Origin of the sequence: Photorhabdus sp. RM71S (assembly GCF_042879355.1) — a bacterium.
Taxonomy (GTDB): domain Bacteria; phylum Pseudomonadota; class Gammaproteobacteria; order Enterobacterales; family Enterobacteriaceae; genus Photorhabdus; species Photorhabdus kayaii.
This window is the reverse complement of sequence record NZ_JBHFKV010000005.1, coordinates 70,203-89,499: the sequence shown is the minus strand read 5'-3', so window position 1 is coordinate 89,499 and position 19,297 is coordinate 70,203. Positions and strand designations below refer to the sequence as shown.

Here is a 19,297-nt window from a genome sequence, read left to right as displayed (position 1 = left end):
TCCTGCAATATTTCTATTTGATTTTCTCGCTTAGAATCTCGTTTTTTTCAGCGAAAGCAAAAATAATGTATTTTTAATAACAAAGGCACTGATTAAAAAACAGAAGAAAAAGAAAAGCGCATCGATATAAGTAAGATTAAGATAAATAAAATAGACTATTGTGACGCCAATAGCGGAATCAAGTTGATCGAATAAAATAAACAATCGCTTATTTTGCTCTGGGTGTTGTCCCGGTGGTGCGCCGAGTTTCCTTTTTAGCCAGGAGTTTGGCAATTCGAAAAGAACATAGCCGAAACCCGCCAGAAAACCGGTAAGTAAACAGGAGGAAATAGTCTGGGGAATAATCGAGTCTTGGATTCCGGTGCCGAGAACTAACCACAATAGCGAAAATAGCGCGGTAATAATGGGTACAACAATAAAACCGCGCCAGGTCTTGTTACGGCCGAAATAACGTTGGTGTACTGGGATTGCCAAGCAGGCAAAATAGTTTTTCGTCACAATCACCATATGTAAACAACCACCAAGGATGACGGGGAGCAGTAGAATCCATCCGTGGTAAAAACTATTGAGCATAAAGACTCCAGAAATGAAGACCGGTAAATAAAGCAAACCCTGCAAGTGTTGTACTGATGATAGTATTGAGACTCTTGAACTTATAAAACGGGCGATCCCATAGCATGGCGATACTGAATGTAAGGAGCGCTAATGTCAGTAAGAGATGGCTTAACCATTGCTCGACTACCAAGCTTACCAAAGCATAACCACTGATAATAAATAAGCTCCAGAATACCGGCATACCGAGATAGGAGAGCTGGTTTTCGTTCTGAATATTACCGACTTCATTAAATACAGATAATCTCAGGCAACCGCTAATGATCATTAAGATAATAAACAGGGAATACCAAGATTGATAACCGGAAAGGTAGAGGATAATGGCTGGAGAGATCAAGTAAATAAGTTGATCCATAAATCCATCAAGATAACGACCGAATGGGCGCGCAATATTTAAGTGTCTGGCTAGCATGCCATCAAGCGCGTCGCCAAGCATGGCAAGATACAAAAACGCAATGGCTAAGTAATACCAATGTTGTAATGCGGCTGCTACGGCAAGCGCGCTAAAGACCGCCCCAACGATAGTAATATAGTCTGCTCTGTTTAGATGAATGATGAAATGATTATTATTCATAATTTTTCCTTGTGTGGAACGGAAGATAATTGGCCTTTACCGAGCATATTGATCAGCGCGATGCGGTTTATTTTGCTGTTATGACGAATGTCAACAGGGATAGGATTAGCACAATAAATACGAGTAACCTGCGTGAGATCCAGCTCGTCTAAAATAGCGGGTAAATCTGTCGGTAGTGTGGCGCTTTCCAGTATCAGGGCGGCTCCACCTAAAGGATGTAACACGAATGCGCTTTGAGTGATCCCCGGCAGTTCATTGATCCTTTTTTCCAGTACGTAGGGATGGATGATATGACCATCATCTAACACCACTTTATCTTTTACCCGTCCAAGTAGCCAGAGCTGTCCTGTCGTATCCAGATAGCCGACGTCACCGGTACAGTGCCAAATGCTTCCCTGTTTACGTGGGAGTTTGTTTTCTTTCGTTGCTTGAGGATTATCAATATAGTCTTTGAGCACATGAGGCCCGGCAACCAAGATTTCACCGACATTACCGGCAGCTAGTGGGGTAATTTGTTGGGGGTTAGCCGTTATTTCCCGGATACATATTTCTGCTTGTGTAACCGGTTTTCCAACCAAATAACCATCATGAGCTGCCCAGTGGTTTAATTGAGTCGTCATTTCGACGGTACTGATCGGTTCAACCTCGGTGGAACCATAGACCACTAAATGCTGAGCATGTGGAAAGACTGTCAGGCAGTTTTCAAGCAGAGCCTTATTGGCAGGCGCACCACCTACGATGACTGTTCGCACGTTAGGGAATGACAACCCTTTGCTCTTAGCATAACTGGTGACTTTGTTCATATAGGCGGGAGCACCGCTGAGGCATGTAACACCTTTGTCTTGCACTTGCTTGACGATCTTCTGCGGATCGACGGTTGCGGGATGGGCAAAGTCAAAATCAGGCAGGATACTGCTGTTGCCGCAGCATAATGAGTGCAGCACCATAACGGGGAAACTGTGTAGATCTATCTCATTCTTTCCTTCGGCAAAAAGTGCTGTTATGGCATAAAGTTGTGCTAGCAAGCTGTCATGAGTGCGGTTTGCGCCTTTGGGTGTGCCGGTAGAACCCGAGGTAAAGGTAATTAACCCAGTTGTATACGACGGTAAATCTCGGCAGATAAAGCTACTCAGTGGTAAATGTTGATTGGGTGTTTCCAGCACTTTCATGCCCAAGATACGTTGTCCGATGACAAAACGTCGCAGTCGCCACAGTTCAGGGATCAGAAACCAGAATTTTCCTAACGTAGGTTGAGTGATCACCGCCGATAATTTACTGTGGCGCAGTATCTCTCTCAGTTGCTTTTTGGCAAGCCCGCGCTCAAGCATAACGGGAACTAGCCCTAGCCCCAGAATGGCGATAAGCAATGGATAAAGTACTAAGCTTGGTTGGATAATCACTAACAAGCGATCGCCAGCGACGAACCCAGCTTGAGTTAACTGATACTGAAAATGGGAGGCATGAGAAAAAAATTCCTGAAAGCTTAAACCTCTACCATGATCCAGTGAATGTGGTGCTTGCAGCGCTAAATGCTCAGGGTGCTTTTGGGCTGCATCGACAATGGGCTGACAAATATTTGTCATGCGATCCTCCTGTAATAAAGCGCGTATTGATGTTTGGTGGCAGCCGGTGTGTTGAAAAGCCGTCCTGCGGTCTTGAGCGAGGTATTATCTTCACGCATTAGGGCTCCTCCCAGACGAGGATGAATACGTTTGGCGCTCTGTTCAAATGAGCAGTACAGCGTGTTGTACAGCCGACTGCCCCGGTATTGCGGTGCGACTGCCACAGTTTTTAACAGCCCGATGGCGGGCTGACCTTTTTGCAGGACTGACAGACTCAAAATTAACCCGGCAATTTCGCCATTAGGAGTTTTAGCTAGAAATGATGCAGGGTAACGGCAAAAAGGTTTAATAAACTCCTCACCACAGTGCTGTTGAAATGCTGACCAAGATGGAGTGGTATAAGCGAAATTCTCACCAAACACCGAGTCGATAAAAGAATAAAGTTTAACTTGCTCTTGCATCCATAATTCTGGTGTTAATGGTAATAATGTTGCTTGAATATCAGGAAGTTTTTGCGCGCGTTGATGAGCTTGTTGAAAGTTGACTGCTATTGCTTGGGTATCGTCGAATATCGAGGTATAGCGATAACGGATATCAAACCCTAACTCTTTTAACAAAAGGTGATAGTAAGGAGGGTTATAAGGCTCATGCTCAAAGGGAGGCACATCAAAATGATCAAGTCGAACACGGTAGTGTCCGAAAGTTGAAAAGTTAATCGGCCCGTAGAGATTGCACGCACCATTTTCCTTGGCCCATTGTTCTAGAGCGCTAAACAACATGGTGTTGCTTGCTATGTCATTATCAGTTTCCCAAAAGCCGAAAAATGCAGCAGATCGGCCATCAACTCTATGAGGTACTAAAAAGCCGACAAGACGAGCTTTCCCTGGAATGCAGCCAATCCAGGCTTTACTGTGATTAAACCAAGAATTCTTCGGGCTGAACTGCTGTTGTACTTTTTCCCGGTCTTCACCAGGCCATAGCGGCCAATCGCGATAAATACTGGGCGGAAGGTCAAGAAAACCTTCAGGTAGTGGATTGGCTGGAGACCACTCTCCCATGAAGATATTAGACATGTTCACTCCTTGATGTCAGCTCTTCTACAGTGGTGTCGTGCAAGCGGACAACAGTCCCAGTTGCTCCATCCATGTGTACCCGATCGCCATCTTTCAAAATTTGTGTGACGGCGGGAATGCCGACGATGGCGGGGATCCCCAGTTCACGAGCAACAACGGCGGAATGTGAAAGTGTGGAACCGCGCTCGATTAGTAATCCGCCTGCTGTAGGGAATAACGGCACCCAACCGGGATCGGTGCGTATAGTACACAGGATCTGCCCTGCCAGCGACATTTCATCTTGTGGGTTTTTAATTAATCGGATAGTTGTTTCAACTTGCCCTGGGTAGCAACCTATGCCCTGTAGCATGCTGCTATCGGTTGGGGCTTGTTGTTCCTGATAGGGATAGCTGTAATCTTGCTGTTGATACAGTGAGCCTCTAATGAAAAAGTGATGAGCTGGTTCATCCTCTGTTTCGTAGTTGGCATATTCTTGCTTGCGTATAGCAACTAAAGGCTCAAGTTGGGTCTGTATTGCTGTTCCTTCGTAGCCGCTGTAGATCTCCTCTAACGTGAGATAAAAAATATCGCGGGGTTCAGCGAGTATCCCTTCTAATGCATATGCCTGACCAAGTTGTAGGAAGATATCTCGATACAGCCCAAACATACGAGTTCGGGTGAAACGCATATTTTCCCGGTGACGTATCGCTTGACGTAATTTCTGCAAATTCTTTTTAAAGGCGTTCATACGCTTGGAGCCAAGTCGCTCCTGTATTTGCTGAAATGCGGTATTTTCGGCCTGAGTACGCAACTTTCTTTCCCGGCTGGATAACGTCTCTGGTGTGAGGGTATCGATAGCAAGGTAGTTTTTTAGTATCAGAAATAAAAAACTGGGATCTTGTTTTAGTGTGATGGTTTCCAGCTTCAATTCACCCATCGTACGATCGCCATATTTTTTAATATAATCAATGCACTGCTGGTGGAATGATTCATCGAGTGGGCGTATTTGGGTCAGCAGGGTACGCGCATCACCGAGGGTCAACAGGTTGCATAACTCAGGGTGCTGGCGTGCATATTGGCACATTTTTAATAGCACTTTGGTCGGCTGGGTACTTTCGATATCTTCATCCCCAGAAAGAAGATCACCTAATAATGCAGATGAGTTTTCAATACCGGCAGCAATTAGCCCTCGATGTACCCGGCCATTAAACATCATCACGTAGAAATCGTTTAAGATCGGCGTCGTCCAGCGTTGTAGCAGATGTTCATCCAGATATTTTAATTTTTCGATCAGTTGGCCGCTGTTGCAAGTATGCAACTCTGATTGTTTTATGGCGGCAGCATGCCATTTAAACTGCTCTAAGAATAGTTCTACCCGTTGATCCATAGTCCTAAAGGCATATAGCAAGCGCAGGAGTGCCCACCCCATTTTTGGCAGTTTCTTTATTTTATCGCCCAGTGAAAGTGTCTTATCCTCAATAAAATCAACCGGGTCTTCCAGCCCCATCATTCTTTCCATATCTTTTTTATTGGTTTGGAAAGAGGGAAGTAATAGTAGTCCTTTGTACCAATTATTGATGTTGTAATAGATCCTACCTTTAACTAAGCCGAGCATATTTTCCAACATGGAACGATGCTGGTTAACCTGTTTATCTGAGCAACCTAAAGCACGTATTGTCTGTTCATAAACGGTGGCATAACCTGCCCGGGCAAAAGAGAAAGTCAGTGGTGTTGTTATTCCACAATAAGATTCCTGAATATTGGAATTATCGAAAATAATATGACGTTCGCTTTTATCATCCAGACGTGGCAATCGGGTTATTGGCCGGGTCTGTAGAATAAAGATTTGATGGTTTTGAATCGTCCATTCGATATCTTGTGGACACCCTCGAGCTGCCGCAATTTCTTTGCCAATATCTCGTAATGCATAGATTTTATTATCGAGTAAGGTCGGTTCCCACTGTTTTTCTTTCGCGACGGGTATTGTTACTGTACCGCTGCCGTTGGTGGTATTGAAAACAGTTGCTGTCTCTTTTTGTGTGATATGACGTTCGATCTCAGGTGTGGTGAGATGAACTGAAAATTCATCGGTATCGCATTCGCCGGAAACTACGCCTTCTCCGGTGCCCCAGGCGGATGAGATTAGGCAATGTTGCCTGCTACCCGTAACAGGGTGTGCAGTAAACATGACACCAGAAACCTCACCGGCAACCATGTTCTGAATGATGACAGCACTACTGATATTGCCCATCGGTAGCCGTTTGTGTAGGCGATATTGTAATGCACGCGTGTTAAAAGCTGAGGCCATCACGGCACGTAAGCTGTTGGCAAGCGCTGATTTACCCCGCTGAAATAGGTAGCTGTCCATCTGCCCGGCGAAAGAAGCATTGGCGGCATCCTCACCAATGGCTGATGAGCGAACAGCGAAAAATTCATCTGGGTGATTCTCTGACAAGAGAGCTAATTCTTCTTCTAATTTAGTAGGTAATGGAATCGACTGTAGCCACTGACGCAATGGCGCAGCAATAGCGTCGAGTTTTTCCTGGCTGATATCATGTGGTACGGTAGCCAACTGCTCTATGATGTTGCTTGCAAACGTATCGTTGATGAGTAGGCTATTAAGTACCTCGCTGCTGATGACCCAATAATTAGGTACAGGAAAACCGTTTTGCGTAAGCCATAATAAATTAGCTGCTTTTCCACCTAAGGAATGTTCCGCCAATTCAATAGCGTTATCTTGCGTGTAGAGATATTTCATATTGTTCCACCAATACAGCAATAGTATACCTTGCTTACATCATGCTCTTATTTGTATGTAATATTGTTGGCGTTAATAGATCAATAAGATATGAATGTATTACAAGCTATTGCTGCACCCTTATTTTAGAGGAAGAGTAAATTAAATAGTTTATACCCGTCATCTTTCAAGTTGCCTCTTTGTTGGCTGCACTCACTCACCCCGGTCACATCGTTATCTATGCTCCCGGGGATTCGCTCCCTTGCCGTCGCGATGCATCTTGAAATCCATAGGGTATACTCGGTTGATTATTAATTCCGTGTTAATGAAATAAGCCAGCGGAGCGTTTTCATTGTGCGCTCCATAAATGGGTAGCCAACAACATTGTGTGCCATCATGTAAAACGGAATCCTTCTCATCCATAAATCATGCAGCGCTAATTCATAGCCACGATGCCAAATTATTGGATCGAGGGAGATCCCCGATTTTTGCTCAAGTTCAACCCGGTGCAGTTCAATATAATAAGCCACCTTATCTGCATCACTTTGTGGGTCTAAGCTAAAGGCCAGAAGTTCTGCCAAATCGCGTTGTGGTAGATGCACAGTAGACAACTCCCAATCCCAAGCGCATAAACGTAACCCAGTTTCCTGTTGCCGGAAGGCAATATTGCGTGGGTTGAAATCACCGTGGATCAATGTCCTAGGCATCTGTTCGATCTCTTTCCACCAGGTGGAGGCATTGTCTACCCAGTGCTGGAAATCTTTATGTTCTTCGGTAGTGAACAACTCAGGGAACGTTTGGTGGATAAAATTGCCCAGTTTTTGCCACAGGGGCTTCATTTGCGAAACCGTATCGGCATTCGGAATTTGCAGTTGTGGGAATTTCCACGTGAGCTCTTCTTCTTGTCCCAACCAGATAGCGTGAATATCGGCTACGCCTCGGATGGCGGCTTCAAGGTGGCACTGCTCCCAAGGTGTTTCCAGATTAATGTTGTTCATTAACACCATATCGTGGAGCAATTCTTCAATCAGGGCATAAGTTCCGGTTGCTTCGTTTTCAATTACACCATAGACAACTGGAATATAGCGCATCAACCGTGGATCTTGCTGATTCATAATAGCCAGCTCACGGCTATGGCTTTGGTTAAATTCAAGCTGATGTGCAAAATTTTGGAAAACGGCAAACAACTCGGAAGAGCAGTGTTTGGCAATATCCAATACCATCTCGACGACCTCTGTCCCCAAAGGTTTCAGTTTCAGCATTACGGGTAAATTATGCTGTGCGGATGTCGTAATGGAAAAAGGAAATAAGCCAATTAAACGTTCCGCATAATTCGAGCTCAGATGCGTCAGCATGCTGTGTTCATCACTGCCAGAAAATTTAGGATTGATCGTGGTTAAATGGGCCCCTTGTAACACAGGGTTAAAATCTGCTTGCTGGAAGAAGGAGAGATCAAGTTCCTGTGGGGTGTGTGCAGTGATATTGTTAGTGGTGACAGGGCGATAGCGGCCAAGTCTTTCATGTGATTGAGCGAATTCATCCGCAGCAATAGCTGACAGTGTTGAAATATCAAGGGCCAGACAATAGCTGGCGATGATCTCCGCCAGGCGGGCGGTGCCATTTTCATCGGTGCAGCCCAACATGTTCAGACATTCACGTTGGTGTGGTAAATAAGTTCCGCCACCGATAGTACCGATGATCAGAGAAGGCAGTGTAATACTGCAATAGACGCGGTTATCGGCAGTTAATGTCATGTGCAGGTGGGCGACTGACGATTCATGTACACAGGCAATATCCTGCCCTAGAGCGGTAAACATCCCGGCAATCACATTTGCGGCATTAATATTCATGCCGATCATCCCTGAGGCAATAGCTCCTTCGCAGACATGATGATAAGCCGTGACAAGTTGTTGTGGTGTGACTCGCAAGATTTGCTGACAGGATTCAGCATCTAAATAAACCTCAGCCACTACACGAGTTCCACGACCTTCGATGAAAGGTTGATAAGACACCTTTTTATCACTAGATGTATTACCATCGATCATAAAGTGACGTAGAGGTATAAACGCCATTTTGGCTAATTGTTGTTGGATCCATTGACATGCATACCAAGTGCAAATGGTGGTCATGTTTTGACCTGCCGCAGCGGCTGTATTGTAGATAAATTGCAAATGGACGCTGCGACCGATGATATGTGGATTTATTTCCAACAATTGCGCATGTTTGGAATGGCGTCCTATTTCATACCGTAATTCGCTGATATGTTCTTTGATCCAATCACTGAACATAATGCTATGCGAGACGCTATGAAATTCAAAACGAGGGGCTCGTATCATGCGTTGACCGAGTACACGCGCGGTCATCCCCCCTGATTGCGTAATAACGGAAGAACCACGGGATACCGAAGCAATCAAAGCGCCCTCTGTGGTAGCAAGTGGAGCGTAATATACCCCTTGAGCGTATTGTCCCTTTATCAAGAGAGGGCCGGCGATCCCCACAGGGATTTCTATTGAACCAATAAATCCCTCAATGGTTTTTGTCAGTTTGGTCGCATCCAGATGAGTATCTGCCACGTGTTCCAATGCATGCCCGGTATGTTTTGCCAAATAATCCAGACGCTTTTGTCGCGCTTCCTCGGTATAGGTGTAGAGGTGGCGGCGGGGCAATAGTTTTACTTGGGTTGTATCTGTACGGACGGCAGATGCTTCTTGGTGTTTTTTGATGCTGAATATGTCACGTGACAATTCTAGAATAGAACCTCGCGCACAGTTTTCTATGTGATCAGTGGTATTATCTGATGCATCACTTACATATGATTGGATATTCTTTTGCAACATAACTATATTTCCTTTAATGCCTAAGCAAACCCAAGCTTTATTAAGATGCTAGCAGTGCAAACTGAATAACCTAGCACCATGAATATTCCCACGACAGCTTCATCGCGTTTGCGATTCTTGATGGTGGGGCTATAGAGGAATTTGCCTAATTGCCATAGACACAACACATAACAAACGACCAAGATAATTAACGCCCATAACGCTATACCATCAGTGGTGATATTGATTAGCCAAATCTGTAACGCCAACATTACAGTGAGCAATGCCGCGATAATAGCAACGGCTCCTTTTCTGCCGAAAATAGATGAATAGGTCGGTATTTCCAGACGTTCTTCATCTGGGCCTTTGCACTTGCGTGTAATTTCAAAACTGAATCCAGAAAAGAAGCACAACCCCATTAAAACCCATATTGGAAAAGTGAATGTGAGGTTAGGACTGGCGATATTGCCTAACCACCAGATAATGAGAGGCATTACCAGCATATGGGAAATGGCATACCAAGTAAGGTGTTGGTTTAGCCATTCACCGATAAAGAATTCTTTTCCCATAAGACAGGTCCAGATAAAGACTAACAGCCAGGCAAAAGTAACTGAGCCAATTCCCCGATCTAGAAATAGACTTCCACCTAATTGTAATGCGATACAACAGATACCAAGTACCCGTAGATTTTTCAGCGTAATAATACCGCGTTGTAAAATCCGTTGTGGATGATGTTCACAATCCAGTTGGTAATCTTTATGCTCATCGAATATCCGTAATAGTAAAAAATAGGAGAAGGACATCAGGCAACCGAGAAGGATCTCCCATGACAAAACTGGCTTTTCCCCTATTGAATAAAAAGCTACGGAATAGCTGATGATATAAAAGATAAAGAAAAGCGGCGCATTTTGTAGCGGGAAACGCTCATCCATCCATAGCTTTATCCTCTTACCAATGAATTTTGAATAAATATCTTGGCCTTCCATACACCTTTCCTATTTATTGTATAAGGATTAAACTATATACGTTTGTGACAATTCAGCCCAAGGATAATCAATCCAGAAGCAAATCTTAATAAATCCTATGCGTGCTTTTTAGCATTATCTCTCTCAATAATTTAAGAAATACGTATGGGCTGATGCCATACATTAAGCCAAAAGTTTGCAATCGGCTATAATCAGTATGTGTAAATTTTAATTTCAGCATGCAACTTATGTTTACATTTTTTTCTATAACTGTATGTTTATGAGATGATTTTGTTTCCATTTGGATTAAGGAGTCATGGGCTTTAATATCATATTTCAGACAGATATAGATAAGTTCTTCTCCGTTATCGACGACAACTTTGTTCCGTAAATAAATTTTTTGTGGGGGCAAAGTTACTACATATAAAATACCGGAATAAAGTAATAAATGATTAGTAATTGTAATTGAATTAGTGATGGGATGTTTTGATTTAGCGCAGTTTATAGTCAGATATTACCCTAATAGTTAAAAGGTAAAATTTACAGTTAGGTCTGTATTGGATTCTTGATGTAGGATCGGGCGAATGCCGATATATTTTGGCTAGATAGCTACGTTACTTTATCAAGTAAGGAGTCTGAGCTGTGTTAGGAAAAATCCACAATCTTACTCTGCACTGGTTTATTACTGTCCGTGATAGTCATTTAGTTGTCAACCAGTATAAGCAGGAAGAGGTTAGTTTCAGCGACGAAGCCAATTATCTGGTTCTAAGAGTTATTCGTACAGAATTAGGGTTGTGTGTTAAAAATTTGGTAGATACGATAGCGTTGAAGTTCATGCTTGCTGTTCTTTGTGCGGGTTTGTTCCAATTGGCTGAGTGTATAGAAGCGAGTTTGCTGGAGGGCGTGGATCAGCACGATCTTGCGCGATTATCATGTTGATCAGAGTAGAAATTCCTGTAGATGCAGCGGGAATAGATCAGTTATTACGGAAATCTTTTGATACCCCGGCAGAAGCGGAATTGGTCCAACAATTGCGGGAAGATGGATTATTGACGTTAGGGGTGGTTGCTACTGATGACGAAGGCCAGGTAATCGGTTACGTGGCTTTTAGTCCGGTGGATATTAATGGTGAAGATCACCAATGGGTTGGTCTGGCGCCGTTAGCGGTTGCTGAAGAATATCGTCGGCAGGGGATTGGTGAAAAGCTGGTGTATGAAGGTTTGGATAGCCTGAATGAATTTGGTTATGGTGTCGTCGTTGTTTTAGGTGATCCACACTACTATCGCCGGTTTGGTTTTACGCTTGCCAGTGAGCATCAGTTGCATTGCCAGTGGCCAACGTGTGAATCTTATTTTCAGCTATATGAATTAGCTGATAGTTCTTTGGCTGACCATAAGGGATTGGTTACTTACTCCCCACACTTTGACCGTTTTTAATTGATGCTAAATATTCTGCTATACAGACGGGCTGGCAAATAACCAGCCTCTCTTTTTGCTGTTTACTTAATTGTTTTACTTGATATTCTAGCTGTGAGGCATTGGAGCGGTCTCCGGCATGACTACTGAAAACTAGCTGTAACGGTCCTTTCCCCCTCAGTGATTTGGCTCCTTTCCCGTTTTTATGTTGTGCAAAACGGCGGTGAATATTTGTTGTTATCCCGGTATAAAGCATTCCTGATTTTGTTTTCAGTAAGTAAAGAACCCATTGATTTTCAGCCATATAATTTTTTTCTGAATTTTCTATTTTTGATATTTATATTTTACTCGAACGTTTTTCTATATCATTTTTCTGAATAATTTAGTTTAAGTTATTACAATATAACAGTTTTATAAAACCTGTTACATATCAATTTGCTATACGTCGCATTATTTGTTCAAAAAAATTGAAATAAAATAGCAATAATTGCTAATTTTTATTCCGGTCTTTAGAGCATACTATGATCCACATCACAGAGAGTAACTCATTCCACTAAAAATTGATCAAGGATCATAATATGAAAAACGTAAAATATATCGCTATTGCTTTAGCTTTAAGTGCTATCTCTTTTGGTAGTATGGCGGCAACAGAAGTTCAAACTTCTTCTTCCCCTAAAATTGGTGTAGTTTCTGTAACGGGGGCTGATACTTTGGAAACCCTAAGTACCGAATTGTCCAAAAAAGCTGACAAAGCAGGCGCATCTTCTTTCCGCATTATCTCTGCCAGCGGTAAGAATCAATTATCAGGTGTTGCTGAGATCTATAACTAATTTATAGTAGAGCATACTGAACCCTGTCCCTGTCAGGAGATATCAGAACACGCCGTAGGATGATGTTTATCCCGGCGTGGTTCTGGGCTTCTAGGCAGATACAATCCTGCTATTGGAGAGAGAGTGAACGCTACTGAAAACTTTCAGATTATCCACAGATACCTCGCAAGACAGCATGTCCTAACGCTTTGTACAGCAACCGGTGATGATATTTGGTGCGCAAATTGTTTCTATGTTTTCAATGCCGATGAAATAGCCTTCTGGTTTATGACTGAACGTCATACTCGCCACGGTGAAATGATACAGGTAAATCCACAGGTTGCAGGTACTATTGCCGGGCAGATTCGTAATATTGCACAGATAAAAGGTATTCAGTTCAAAGGAGAAGTCATTCGTCTTGAGGGTGAAAAAGATAAAGCGGCCAGAGCACGTTATTGCCGCCGTTTTCCTGTGGCAATTGCTGTTAAAACACCTATTTGGCAACTGAATCTCAATGAAATAAAGATGACTGATAATACGCTTGGATTTGGTAAAAAAATCTGCTGGCAGCGATAAAATTATCTTAATCTATGAATAATCTGGTTATAGCTACCACGCCATAGTAAACCGGGTTCATAAAGATCTTGTATAAACTTGCCATCCACTAGCACATTAATATAGCTGGTAATTTCCCGTTGAATTTCGCTAAGTTCTTTTAGCCGATAACCCGTCCAAAGCCAAATATCCTTGTCTGGGCACTCTGCTTTAACCCGTTTTACCAATTTCAGGATTGCGGGTGTGTTGTGTGGATGTAGGGGATCTCCACCAGATAAAGATAGTCCTTGTCGTTTAATGCGTTTGTCCTGTAAATCAAAAATTACACGGTCTTCCATTTTCTGAGTAAATGGTTGGCCGGAGTTCACCCGCCAGGTACTTTTGTTATAACAACCGGGGCATTGATGTTCGCACCCCGCGACAAATAGTGTGCAGCGTGTTCCCGGGCCGTTGACCACATCAACAGAGTAGTATTGGTGGTAATTCACGTTGTCAGCCTGCCTTAAATTAGCCTAATTGCCCATTTGTCAGATGTTTTACTCTGCGTTTCACTTCTTCCTGTTTGCCTGCATTGAATGGGCGGGCATCGGGGCTTCCCAGATAACCACAGACTCGGCGGATGACTGATACTCTGGAAGGTTCATGATTGCCACAACGTGGACAGGTAAACCCTTTACTGGTACAGGAGAATTCACCGGTGAATCCACAGTCATAGCATTCGTCGATGGGGGTATTGGTACCGTAATAAGGGACACGTGAGTAGCTGTAATCCCAGACATCTTCCAGTGCTTTTAGATTATGTTGCAAATTAGGATATTCGCCGTAACAGATAAAACCGCCATTTGTTAGTGGTGGATAAGGGGCTTCAAAATCCAATTTGTCATAAGGATTGACCTTCTTTTCAACGTCAAGATGGAAGCTGTTGGTGTAATAACCTTTGTCTGTCACTCCTTCAATCACTCCAAACTCAGCGGTGTCAAGGCGGCAGAAACGGTCACATAGATTTTCACTTGGTGTGCTGTATAAACTGAAACCGTAACCTGTCTCTTTTTTCCATTGATCAGTGGCTTTTCGCAGATGATCAACAATTGAGAGTGCTTTTACACGTAATTGTTGATCATCAAATAGATGAACTTGATTGCCATACAATGCGTTAATGGTCTCATGAATACCAATATAGCCCAGAGAGATAGAAGCCCGGCCATGCTTAAAGATTTCAGCGATATTATCATCGGCTTTTAAACGAACCCCACAGGCCCCTTCCATATAAAGGATTGGTGCAACTTGTGCTTTGACACCTTCCAAGCGGGTAATACGGGTCATTAGTGCTTGCTTTGCCAGTGCCAGACGTTTGTCTAGTAATTGCCAGAAATGTTTTTCATCTCCTTTGGCTTCGATAGCTATCCGAGGCAGGTTCAAACTGATAACCCCTAAGTTATTGCGTCCTTCATGAATTTGTTCCCCCTTTTCCTCATAAACACCGAGGAAACTGCGGCAACCCATCGGGGTTTTAAAAGAGCCGGTGACCTTAACCACTTGATCATAGTTAAGAATATCTGGGTACATTCGCTTACTGGCACATTTGAGAGCCAGTTGCTTGATATCGTAGTTAGGATCACCGAGTTTGTGATTTAGGCCATCACGGATAGCAAATACCAGTTTGGGGAACACTGCTGTTTTGTGGTTCTTACCCAAACCAGCAATGCGGTTACACAGAATAGATTGTTGGATTAGACGGGATTCTTTTGATGTACCCAGACCAAAGCCAAAAGTGACAAAAGGAGTTTGTCCGTTGGCGGTATGCAGTGTATTAACTTCATATTCCAGTGATTGAAAAGCGTCATAACACTCTTTTTCTGTTCGTACTTCGGCATAAGATTTTTTATTGGTGATATCCCACTGTTCGGCAATGGCCAAGTGTTTTTCATAGCTGGCTTTAACGAAGGGGGCCAATACTTCATCTATACGATTGATGGTGGTACCGCCATAAATATGGTTGGCAACCTGAGCGATAATTTGAGCCGTTACCGCTGTTGCGGTTGAAATGGATTTTGGTGGTTCTATTTCGGCATTACCCATTTTGAACCCACTGGTTAGCATGCCTTTTAGGTCGATTAGCATACAGTTAAACATTGGGAAAAAGGGGGAATAATCGAGATCATGATAGTGGATTTCGCCTCTTTCGTGAGCCAATACCACATTACGCGGCAGAATATATTGTTTGGCATAATTTTTAGCAACAATCCCGGCCAGCAGATCCCGTTGAGTTGGAATCACTTTGCTGTCTTTATTGGCGTTCTCATTGAGCAGGGAAGCGTTACTCTGTTCAACTAAGCCACGGATTTCTTGATTAAGTCGGCTGTGTAATTCTCGGACAGTATCTCTGTCGTGACGATATTGAATATAGCGATGGGCAAGGTGCTTACGGTTGTCTGCTATCAATTGCTTTTCTATTGCGTTCTGAATATCTTGTACATCAACTTGCCTGTAGTTAGCCATTGATTGCGTTATTGTGGATGCAACTTGGATACAATACTCATCATCTGTCATGTCAACGGCAGAAGTGGCCCGTTTTACGGCATCTCTGATACGTGTTTCATCAAATGGTACTTGGCGACCATCCCGTTTTATCACAACAGTTTTCACAATATGACTCCTTGAGAATATTATCCAAAAGGGCAAACTATTCTCGTTTTGATATCTAGCTTAAAGATAGATGTTGCTATATATAGTTTTATTTTTATATTTAAACACAATATATAGTAATTTTGGGTGGGATAATCACGATCTCATTTGATCTAAAACAAAGAATGGAGACTTAATATTTAAGGTCTAGTGAGAAGTACAACCCCTTGGTCAGTAACTAACCAAGGGGTTGTAGAAAACAGGGCAGGGATTATTTACGAATCGCGATAGCTTCGATTTCGATTTTAACGTCTTTTGGCAGACGGGCTACTTCAACACAAGAACGCGCCGGGAAAGATGCATTGTGTTCTTTGAAGAATGCTTCATAAGTTGCGTTAACGGTACCGAAGTCATTCAGGTCTTTAACGAAGACAGTTGTTTTAACAATGTCACCTACAGTGAGACCGGCTTTCTCAACGATAGCTTTAACATTTTCCAGTGATTGACGCGCTTGAGCGGCGATATCTTCTGCGACATCACCTGTTTCTGGGTTGACTGGGATCTGGCCGGAAGTGATGACCATATTGCCTAGATCAACACCCTGAACATATGGACCAATTGCAGCAGGGGCTTTATTGGTATTAATCTCGTATGACATAGGTTCTCCTGTTAATGTGATAACTATACCCGTTATCTTTCAAGTTGCCTCTTTGTTGGCTGCACTCACTCACCCCGGTCACATAGTTTGCTATGCTCCCGGGGATTCGCTCCCTTGCCGTCGCGATGCATCTTGAAATCCATAGGGTATAAAATGAATATTTCATCAAGGTACTATTATAGTGTCCGCTTCTGCCTCAGCAACTGACATAGGGAGTTTAATCGTTGAGTATTACGACATTGCGATCAAACTCTTTCTCGCAGTATTTGCAGGTTAGCACCACATCTTCCGCTGTTACTTTAACTCGAAAACTACTTTCTACGGGTTCATTGTGGCTGATACAGTTGCTGTTAGGGCAGATTAATACGCTGTTGATACGCTCAGGCAAGTTAATGGGAAGTTTCTTCACAACCTCGTAGTCTTCAATACAGTTCACCGTTGCATTTGGCGCATACATAGCAAGCTGGTTAGCTTGTTGTTCTGTCAGGAATGTATTTTCGATTTTGATGAGATCTTTTTTACCTAGTCGATTAGAAGGCAAATTCAGGCCGATGGTAATGCGTTGATCGGTTTCAGTTAGCTTAAATAGAGAGAGTAGTTTGAAGCCGACCTGAGCAGGGATATGGTCAATCACTGTACCGCATCTAATAGCTTCGACTTGTAGTTTATGATCTTGGGTCATAGTGTTTTGTATGAATACATTGTAGTGACCACTTTCTGTATTCATCCTCCAGATATATTGTTAAGAATCGACACGTCTTCTATTTTAGGTGGTGTCATCCTGTTTATCCAGATGAAACGTAGATAAATCAATATTATCTTACTGTTGTTATTCCATATATTTAGCTTTAATCGTCATTGTTATAATAATATTATATTGAGTTTATTTATTTTGGTTATTTTGTTTGAATTATTTTTCTTATTGAATGCTATTGTTTTCAAATTAAAAGATAATTTAATATCTTAAGATTAATGGTTGACAATAGATTGATTTTAAAAAATTTAATTAATGTTTGTTGGTAATGTAAAGGTTAATAGATTATTTATGTCAGAAGTTTAGTTTTAAATTAATATGTTTTTCCATTAAATTACTATTAATAATGTGATTTGTTCGATTAGATAAAATGAAGAATAAAACTTTAAAGTATTTAAATAGTGAGAGAGTAAATATATTGTTTACAATTTCTATTGAAAAATATCTTGGTTGGAGAATTATTAATAGAACTTTAATAAATGATTTCGATGAACCTTTAGACATTTGGTTTTGGTAAGTTATTTAAATTTAACCTTGAGGAAATTATACTTGCATGTAATGCAAATATTGGTGGCCCAACAACTGCCGCAGCGTTAGCGATTAGTAGAGGTTGGATAGGATTAGTTGGGCCTATTATGGTTATTGGAACGGTAGGATATGTGATTCAACTATATTGGGACGATTGTTTATTCTGTTGTTACAGAGATTTTGTGAAATTAATCATAATATTCTTAGGTTAATATTAAAAAATTATAATTTTGTTTTCCCTCCTTTGTTGTCAAAGGAGGGAGCCGGGCAGTGTGTAGACAAAAGTGACGGTTTTTGTGTGCACTTTACTGCCCGGGGATACTGTCTTGCTCACTGGATGGGCAAGACGTATTTTGGCATCACATTGAGTTTGTCTTCGATACCGAAAATGGTAAACAGACTGATTAATCGCTATCCCAGAAGAAAATAATAACCCATTATATTCATGGATAAAGCAGTACTTTCTCTGCTTTAATCATTCATTTAAAACTAAAGATAATAGAGCCTGACGAGCATAAATACCATTCTCAGCCTGTTGGAAATAATAAGCATAAGGCGTTTTATCTACATCGACAGTAATTTCATCAATACGTGGCAATGGATGCAGAACTTTAAGGTTATCTTTCGCTCCGATCAGATCGGAAGCGCGCAGAACAAATTGTGCTTTTACGTTGGCATATTCGGATGGATCAAGACGCTCTTTCTGTACACGAGTCATATAAAGAATATCTAGCTCTGGTAATACTTCTTCAATATTAGCGTGTTGGCTGTAGGTCGCACCTCTTTCATTTAGCATATGAAGAATATGGTTTGGCATGGCCAACGCTTCCGGGGCGATAAAATAAAAGTGATTGCCATTAAATTTCGCCAGCGCTTGTGATAGCGAATGGACCGTGCGGCCATATTTTAGATCACCAACCATAGCGATATTCAGACTATCCAGCCGTTGCTGAGTTTCCTGAATAGTGAACAGATCCAGCAAGGTTTGAGTCGGATGTTGGTTAGCGCCGTCACCGGCATTGATAATCGGAGTGTCACCGGAAAATTCAGAAGCCAGACGTGGGGCACCTTCCTGTGGATGGCGTATCACGATAGCGTCAACATATTGGCTGATAACGGAAATAGTATCGGCTAGCGTTTCACCTTTCTTACCCAGAGAGGTGTTACTGCTGTCTGAGAAACCGACAACTGAAGCGCCAAGGCGGTGGATTGCTGTTTCAAAAGAGAGGCGAGTACGGGTGGAGGCTTCGAAGAAACAACTGGCGATAACCTTGGGTTTCAGCAATTCAGGTTGTGGTCTGGCTTTCAGTGCAGCAGCAGTCTGCAACACCAATTCCAGATCTTCGCGGCTCAGATCATTTATTGAGATGATATGTTTGCGATATAACGTATTAGCCATTTTTCACTCTCCTCTAATGCTGACATCCGGGGTGGCGATCATGAATTGATTACCGGGCAAAAAAAAGCCCCTCATTGAGGGGCGTTAAGTGATTGGTTTAGCAACGGGAAAACAATGACGGCTGGCTGCCTTTCTTCAGGCAGTTGTGCTTGATGACAAAAATAAGCGCTGTCTTTCATGATTTCTCCCGGCAAATTGTGGCGCATTATACTCGTGAAAAATCCTACAGCAAGCAT

At 42.5% G+C, this 19,297-nt stretch carries 18 protein-coding genes; 5 read left to right on the top strand and 13 right to left on the bottom strand.

Annotated elements, in window-relative coordinates:
- Positions 1 to 30 precede the first annotated feature (30 nt).
- From ACGF5R_RS04525 to ACGF5R_RS04495, 7 genes are all read right to left on the bottom strand, one after another.
- Positions 31 to 573 (bottom strand): CDP-archaeol synthase, encoded by a 543-nt coding sequence (locus ACGF5R_RS04525; protein WP_262980384.1) that lies wholly within the window; start codon positions 571 to 573, stop codon positions 31 to 33.
- Complete coding sequence (locus tag ACGF5R_RS04520; protein WP_162120048.1) at positions 563 to 1,186, bottom strand: phosphatidylcholine/phosphatidylserine synthase; 624 nt, start codon at positions 1,184 to 1,186, stop codon at positions 563 to 565. Before ACGF5R_RS04520 ends, ACGF5R_RS04525 begins: the two co-directional genes overlap by 11 nt.
- Positions 1,183 to 2,769 carry a fatty acid CoA ligase family protein gene (locus ACGF5R_RS04515; protein WP_112877206.1) on the bottom strand — a complete coding sequence of 529 codons (1,587 nt, stop codon included), beginning with the start codon at positions 2,767 to 2,769 and terminating at the stop codon, positions 1,183 to 1,185. The genes ACGF5R_RS04520 and ACGF5R_RS04515 overlap by 4 nt, the downstream gene beginning before the upstream one ends.
- On the bottom strand, positions 2,766 to 3,821 hold the full coding sequence (locus tag ACGF5R_RS04510) for a hypothetical protein (RefSeq protein ID WP_112877207.1): 1,056 nt from the start codon (positions 3,819 to 3,821) through the stop codon (positions 2,766 to 2,768). Before ACGF5R_RS04510 ends, ACGF5R_RS04515 begins: the two co-directional genes overlap by 4 nt.
- Positions 3,814 to 6,558 carry a phosphoenolpyruvate synthase gene (locus tag ACGF5R_RS04505; protein WP_387689916.1) on the bottom strand — a complete coding sequence of 915 codons (2,745 nt, stop codon included), beginning with the start codon at positions 6,556 to 6,558 and terminating at the stop codon, positions 3,814 to 3,816. The genes ACGF5R_RS04510 and ACGF5R_RS04505 overlap by 8 nt, the downstream gene beginning before the upstream one ends.
- A gap of 290 nt (positions 6,559 to 6,848) precedes the next feature.
- The gene (locus ACGF5R_RS04500) at positions 6,849 to 9,374 is read right to left on the bottom strand and encodes a phosphotransferase (protein ID WP_387689914.1); all 2,526 of its coding nucleotides are present in this window, start codon (positions 9,372 to 9,374) and stop codon (positions 6,849 to 6,851) included.
- A 20-nt stretch (positions 9,375 to 9,394) separates the two neighbouring features.
- Positions 9,395 to 10,339 carry a prenyltransferase gene (locus tag ACGF5R_RS04495; RefSeq protein WP_387689912.1) on the bottom strand — a complete coding sequence of 315 codons (945 nt, stop codon included), beginning with the start codon at positions 10,337 to 10,339 and terminating at the stop codon, positions 9,395 to 9,397.
- Positions 10,340 to 10,960: 621 nt separating this feature from the next.
- Here ACGF5R_RS04495 and ACGF5R_RS04490 point away from each other — a divergent pair.
- On the top strand, positions 10,961 to 11,257 hold the full coding sequence (locus ACGF5R_RS04490) for a hypothetical protein (protein WP_387689911.1): 297 nt from the start codon (positions 10,961 to 10,963) through the stop codon (positions 11,255 to 11,257).
- On the top strand, positions 11,251 to 11,754 hold the full coding sequence (locus ACGF5R_RS04485) for a GNAT family N-acetyltransferase (RefSeq protein WP_112877212.1): 504 nt from the start codon (positions 11,251 to 11,253) through the stop codon (positions 11,752 to 11,754). The genes ACGF5R_RS04490 and ACGF5R_RS04485 overlap by 7 nt, the downstream gene beginning before the upstream one ends.
- Here the strand turns inward: ACGF5R_RS04485 and ACGF5R_RS04480 are convergent.
- The gene (locus tag ACGF5R_RS04480) at positions 11,723 to 12,037 is read right to left on the bottom strand and encodes a GIY-YIG nuclease family protein (RefSeq protein WP_387689909.1); all 315 of its coding nucleotides are present in this window, start codon (positions 12,035 to 12,037) and stop codon (positions 11,723 to 11,725) included. The genes ACGF5R_RS04485 and ACGF5R_RS04480 overlap by 32 nt on opposite strands.
- 274 nt (positions 12,038 to 12,311) lie before the next feature.
- On the opposite strand from ACGF5R_RS04480, the gene ACGF5R_RS04475 reads away from it, so the two are divergent.
- Both ACGF5R_RS04475 and ACGF5R_RS04470 read left to right on the top strand, forming a co-directional pair.
- Positions 12,312 to 12,563, top strand: coding sequence for a YdgH/BhsA/McbA-like domain containing protein (locus ACGF5R_RS04475; RefSeq protein WP_112877214.1), 252 nt, complete (start codon positions 12,312 to 12,314; stop codon positions 12,561 to 12,563).
- Positions 12,564 to 12,686: 123 nt separating this feature from the next.
- Positions 12,687 to 13,118 (top strand): YhbP family protein, encoded by a 432-nt coding sequence (locus ACGF5R_RS04470; protein WP_113041612.1) that lies wholly within the window; start codon positions 12,687 to 12,689, stop codon positions 13,116 to 13,118.
- A 2-nt stretch (positions 13,119 to 13,120) separates the two neighbouring features.
- Here the strand turns inward: ACGF5R_RS04470 and nrdG are convergent, their stop codons facing one another.
- From nrdG to pyrI, 4 genes are all read right to left on the bottom strand, one after another.
- Entirely contained in the window at positions 13,121 to 13,585 is a 465-nt protein-coding gene (nrdG, locus tag ACGF5R_RS04465) for an anaerobic ribonucleoside-triphosphate reductase-activating protein (protein ID WP_112877216.1), read from the bottom strand.
- 19 nt (positions 13,586 to 13,604) lie between these two features.
- On the bottom strand, positions 13,605 to 15,743 hold the full coding sequence (gene nrdD / locus ACGF5R_RS04460) for an anaerobic ribonucleoside-triphosphate reductase (RefSeq protein WP_387689907.1): 2,139 nt from the start codon (positions 15,741 to 15,743) through the stop codon (positions 13,605 to 13,607).
- A gap of 250 nt (positions 15,744 to 15,993) precedes the next feature.
- Entirely contained in the window at positions 15,994 to 16,380 is a 387-nt protein-coding gene (gene ridA / locus ACGF5R_RS04455) for a 2-iminobutanoate/2-iminopropanoate deaminase (protein ID WP_036810177.1), read from the bottom strand.
- 217 nt (positions 16,381 to 16,597) lie between these two features.
- Positions 16,598 to 17,062: an aspartate carbamoyltransferase regulatory subunit gene (pyrI, locus tag ACGF5R_RS04450; protein WP_387689961.1), complete on the bottom strand. Its 465-nt coding sequence runs from the start codon at positions 17,060 to 17,062 to the stop codon at positions 16,598 to 16,600.
- Between the two features lie 614 nt (positions 17,063 to 17,676).
- Between pyrI and ACGF5R_RS04445 the strand changes: the two genes are divergently transcribed.
- Positions 17,677 to 17,874: a DUF819 family protein gene (locus ACGF5R_RS04445; RefSeq protein ID WP_205068653.1), complete on the top strand. Its 198-nt coding sequence runs from the start codon at positions 17,677 to 17,679 to the stop codon at positions 17,872 to 17,874.
- Between the two features lie 263 nt (positions 17,875 to 18,137).
- Here the strand turns inward: ACGF5R_RS04445 and pyrB are convergent, their stop codons facing one another.
- Positions 18,138 to 19,061, bottom strand: coding sequence for an aspartate carbamoyltransferase (pyrB, locus tag ACGF5R_RS04440; protein WP_112877218.1), 924 nt, complete (start codon positions 19,059 to 19,061; stop codon positions 18,138 to 18,140).
- Positions 19,062 to 19,297: the final 236 nt, after the last annotated feature.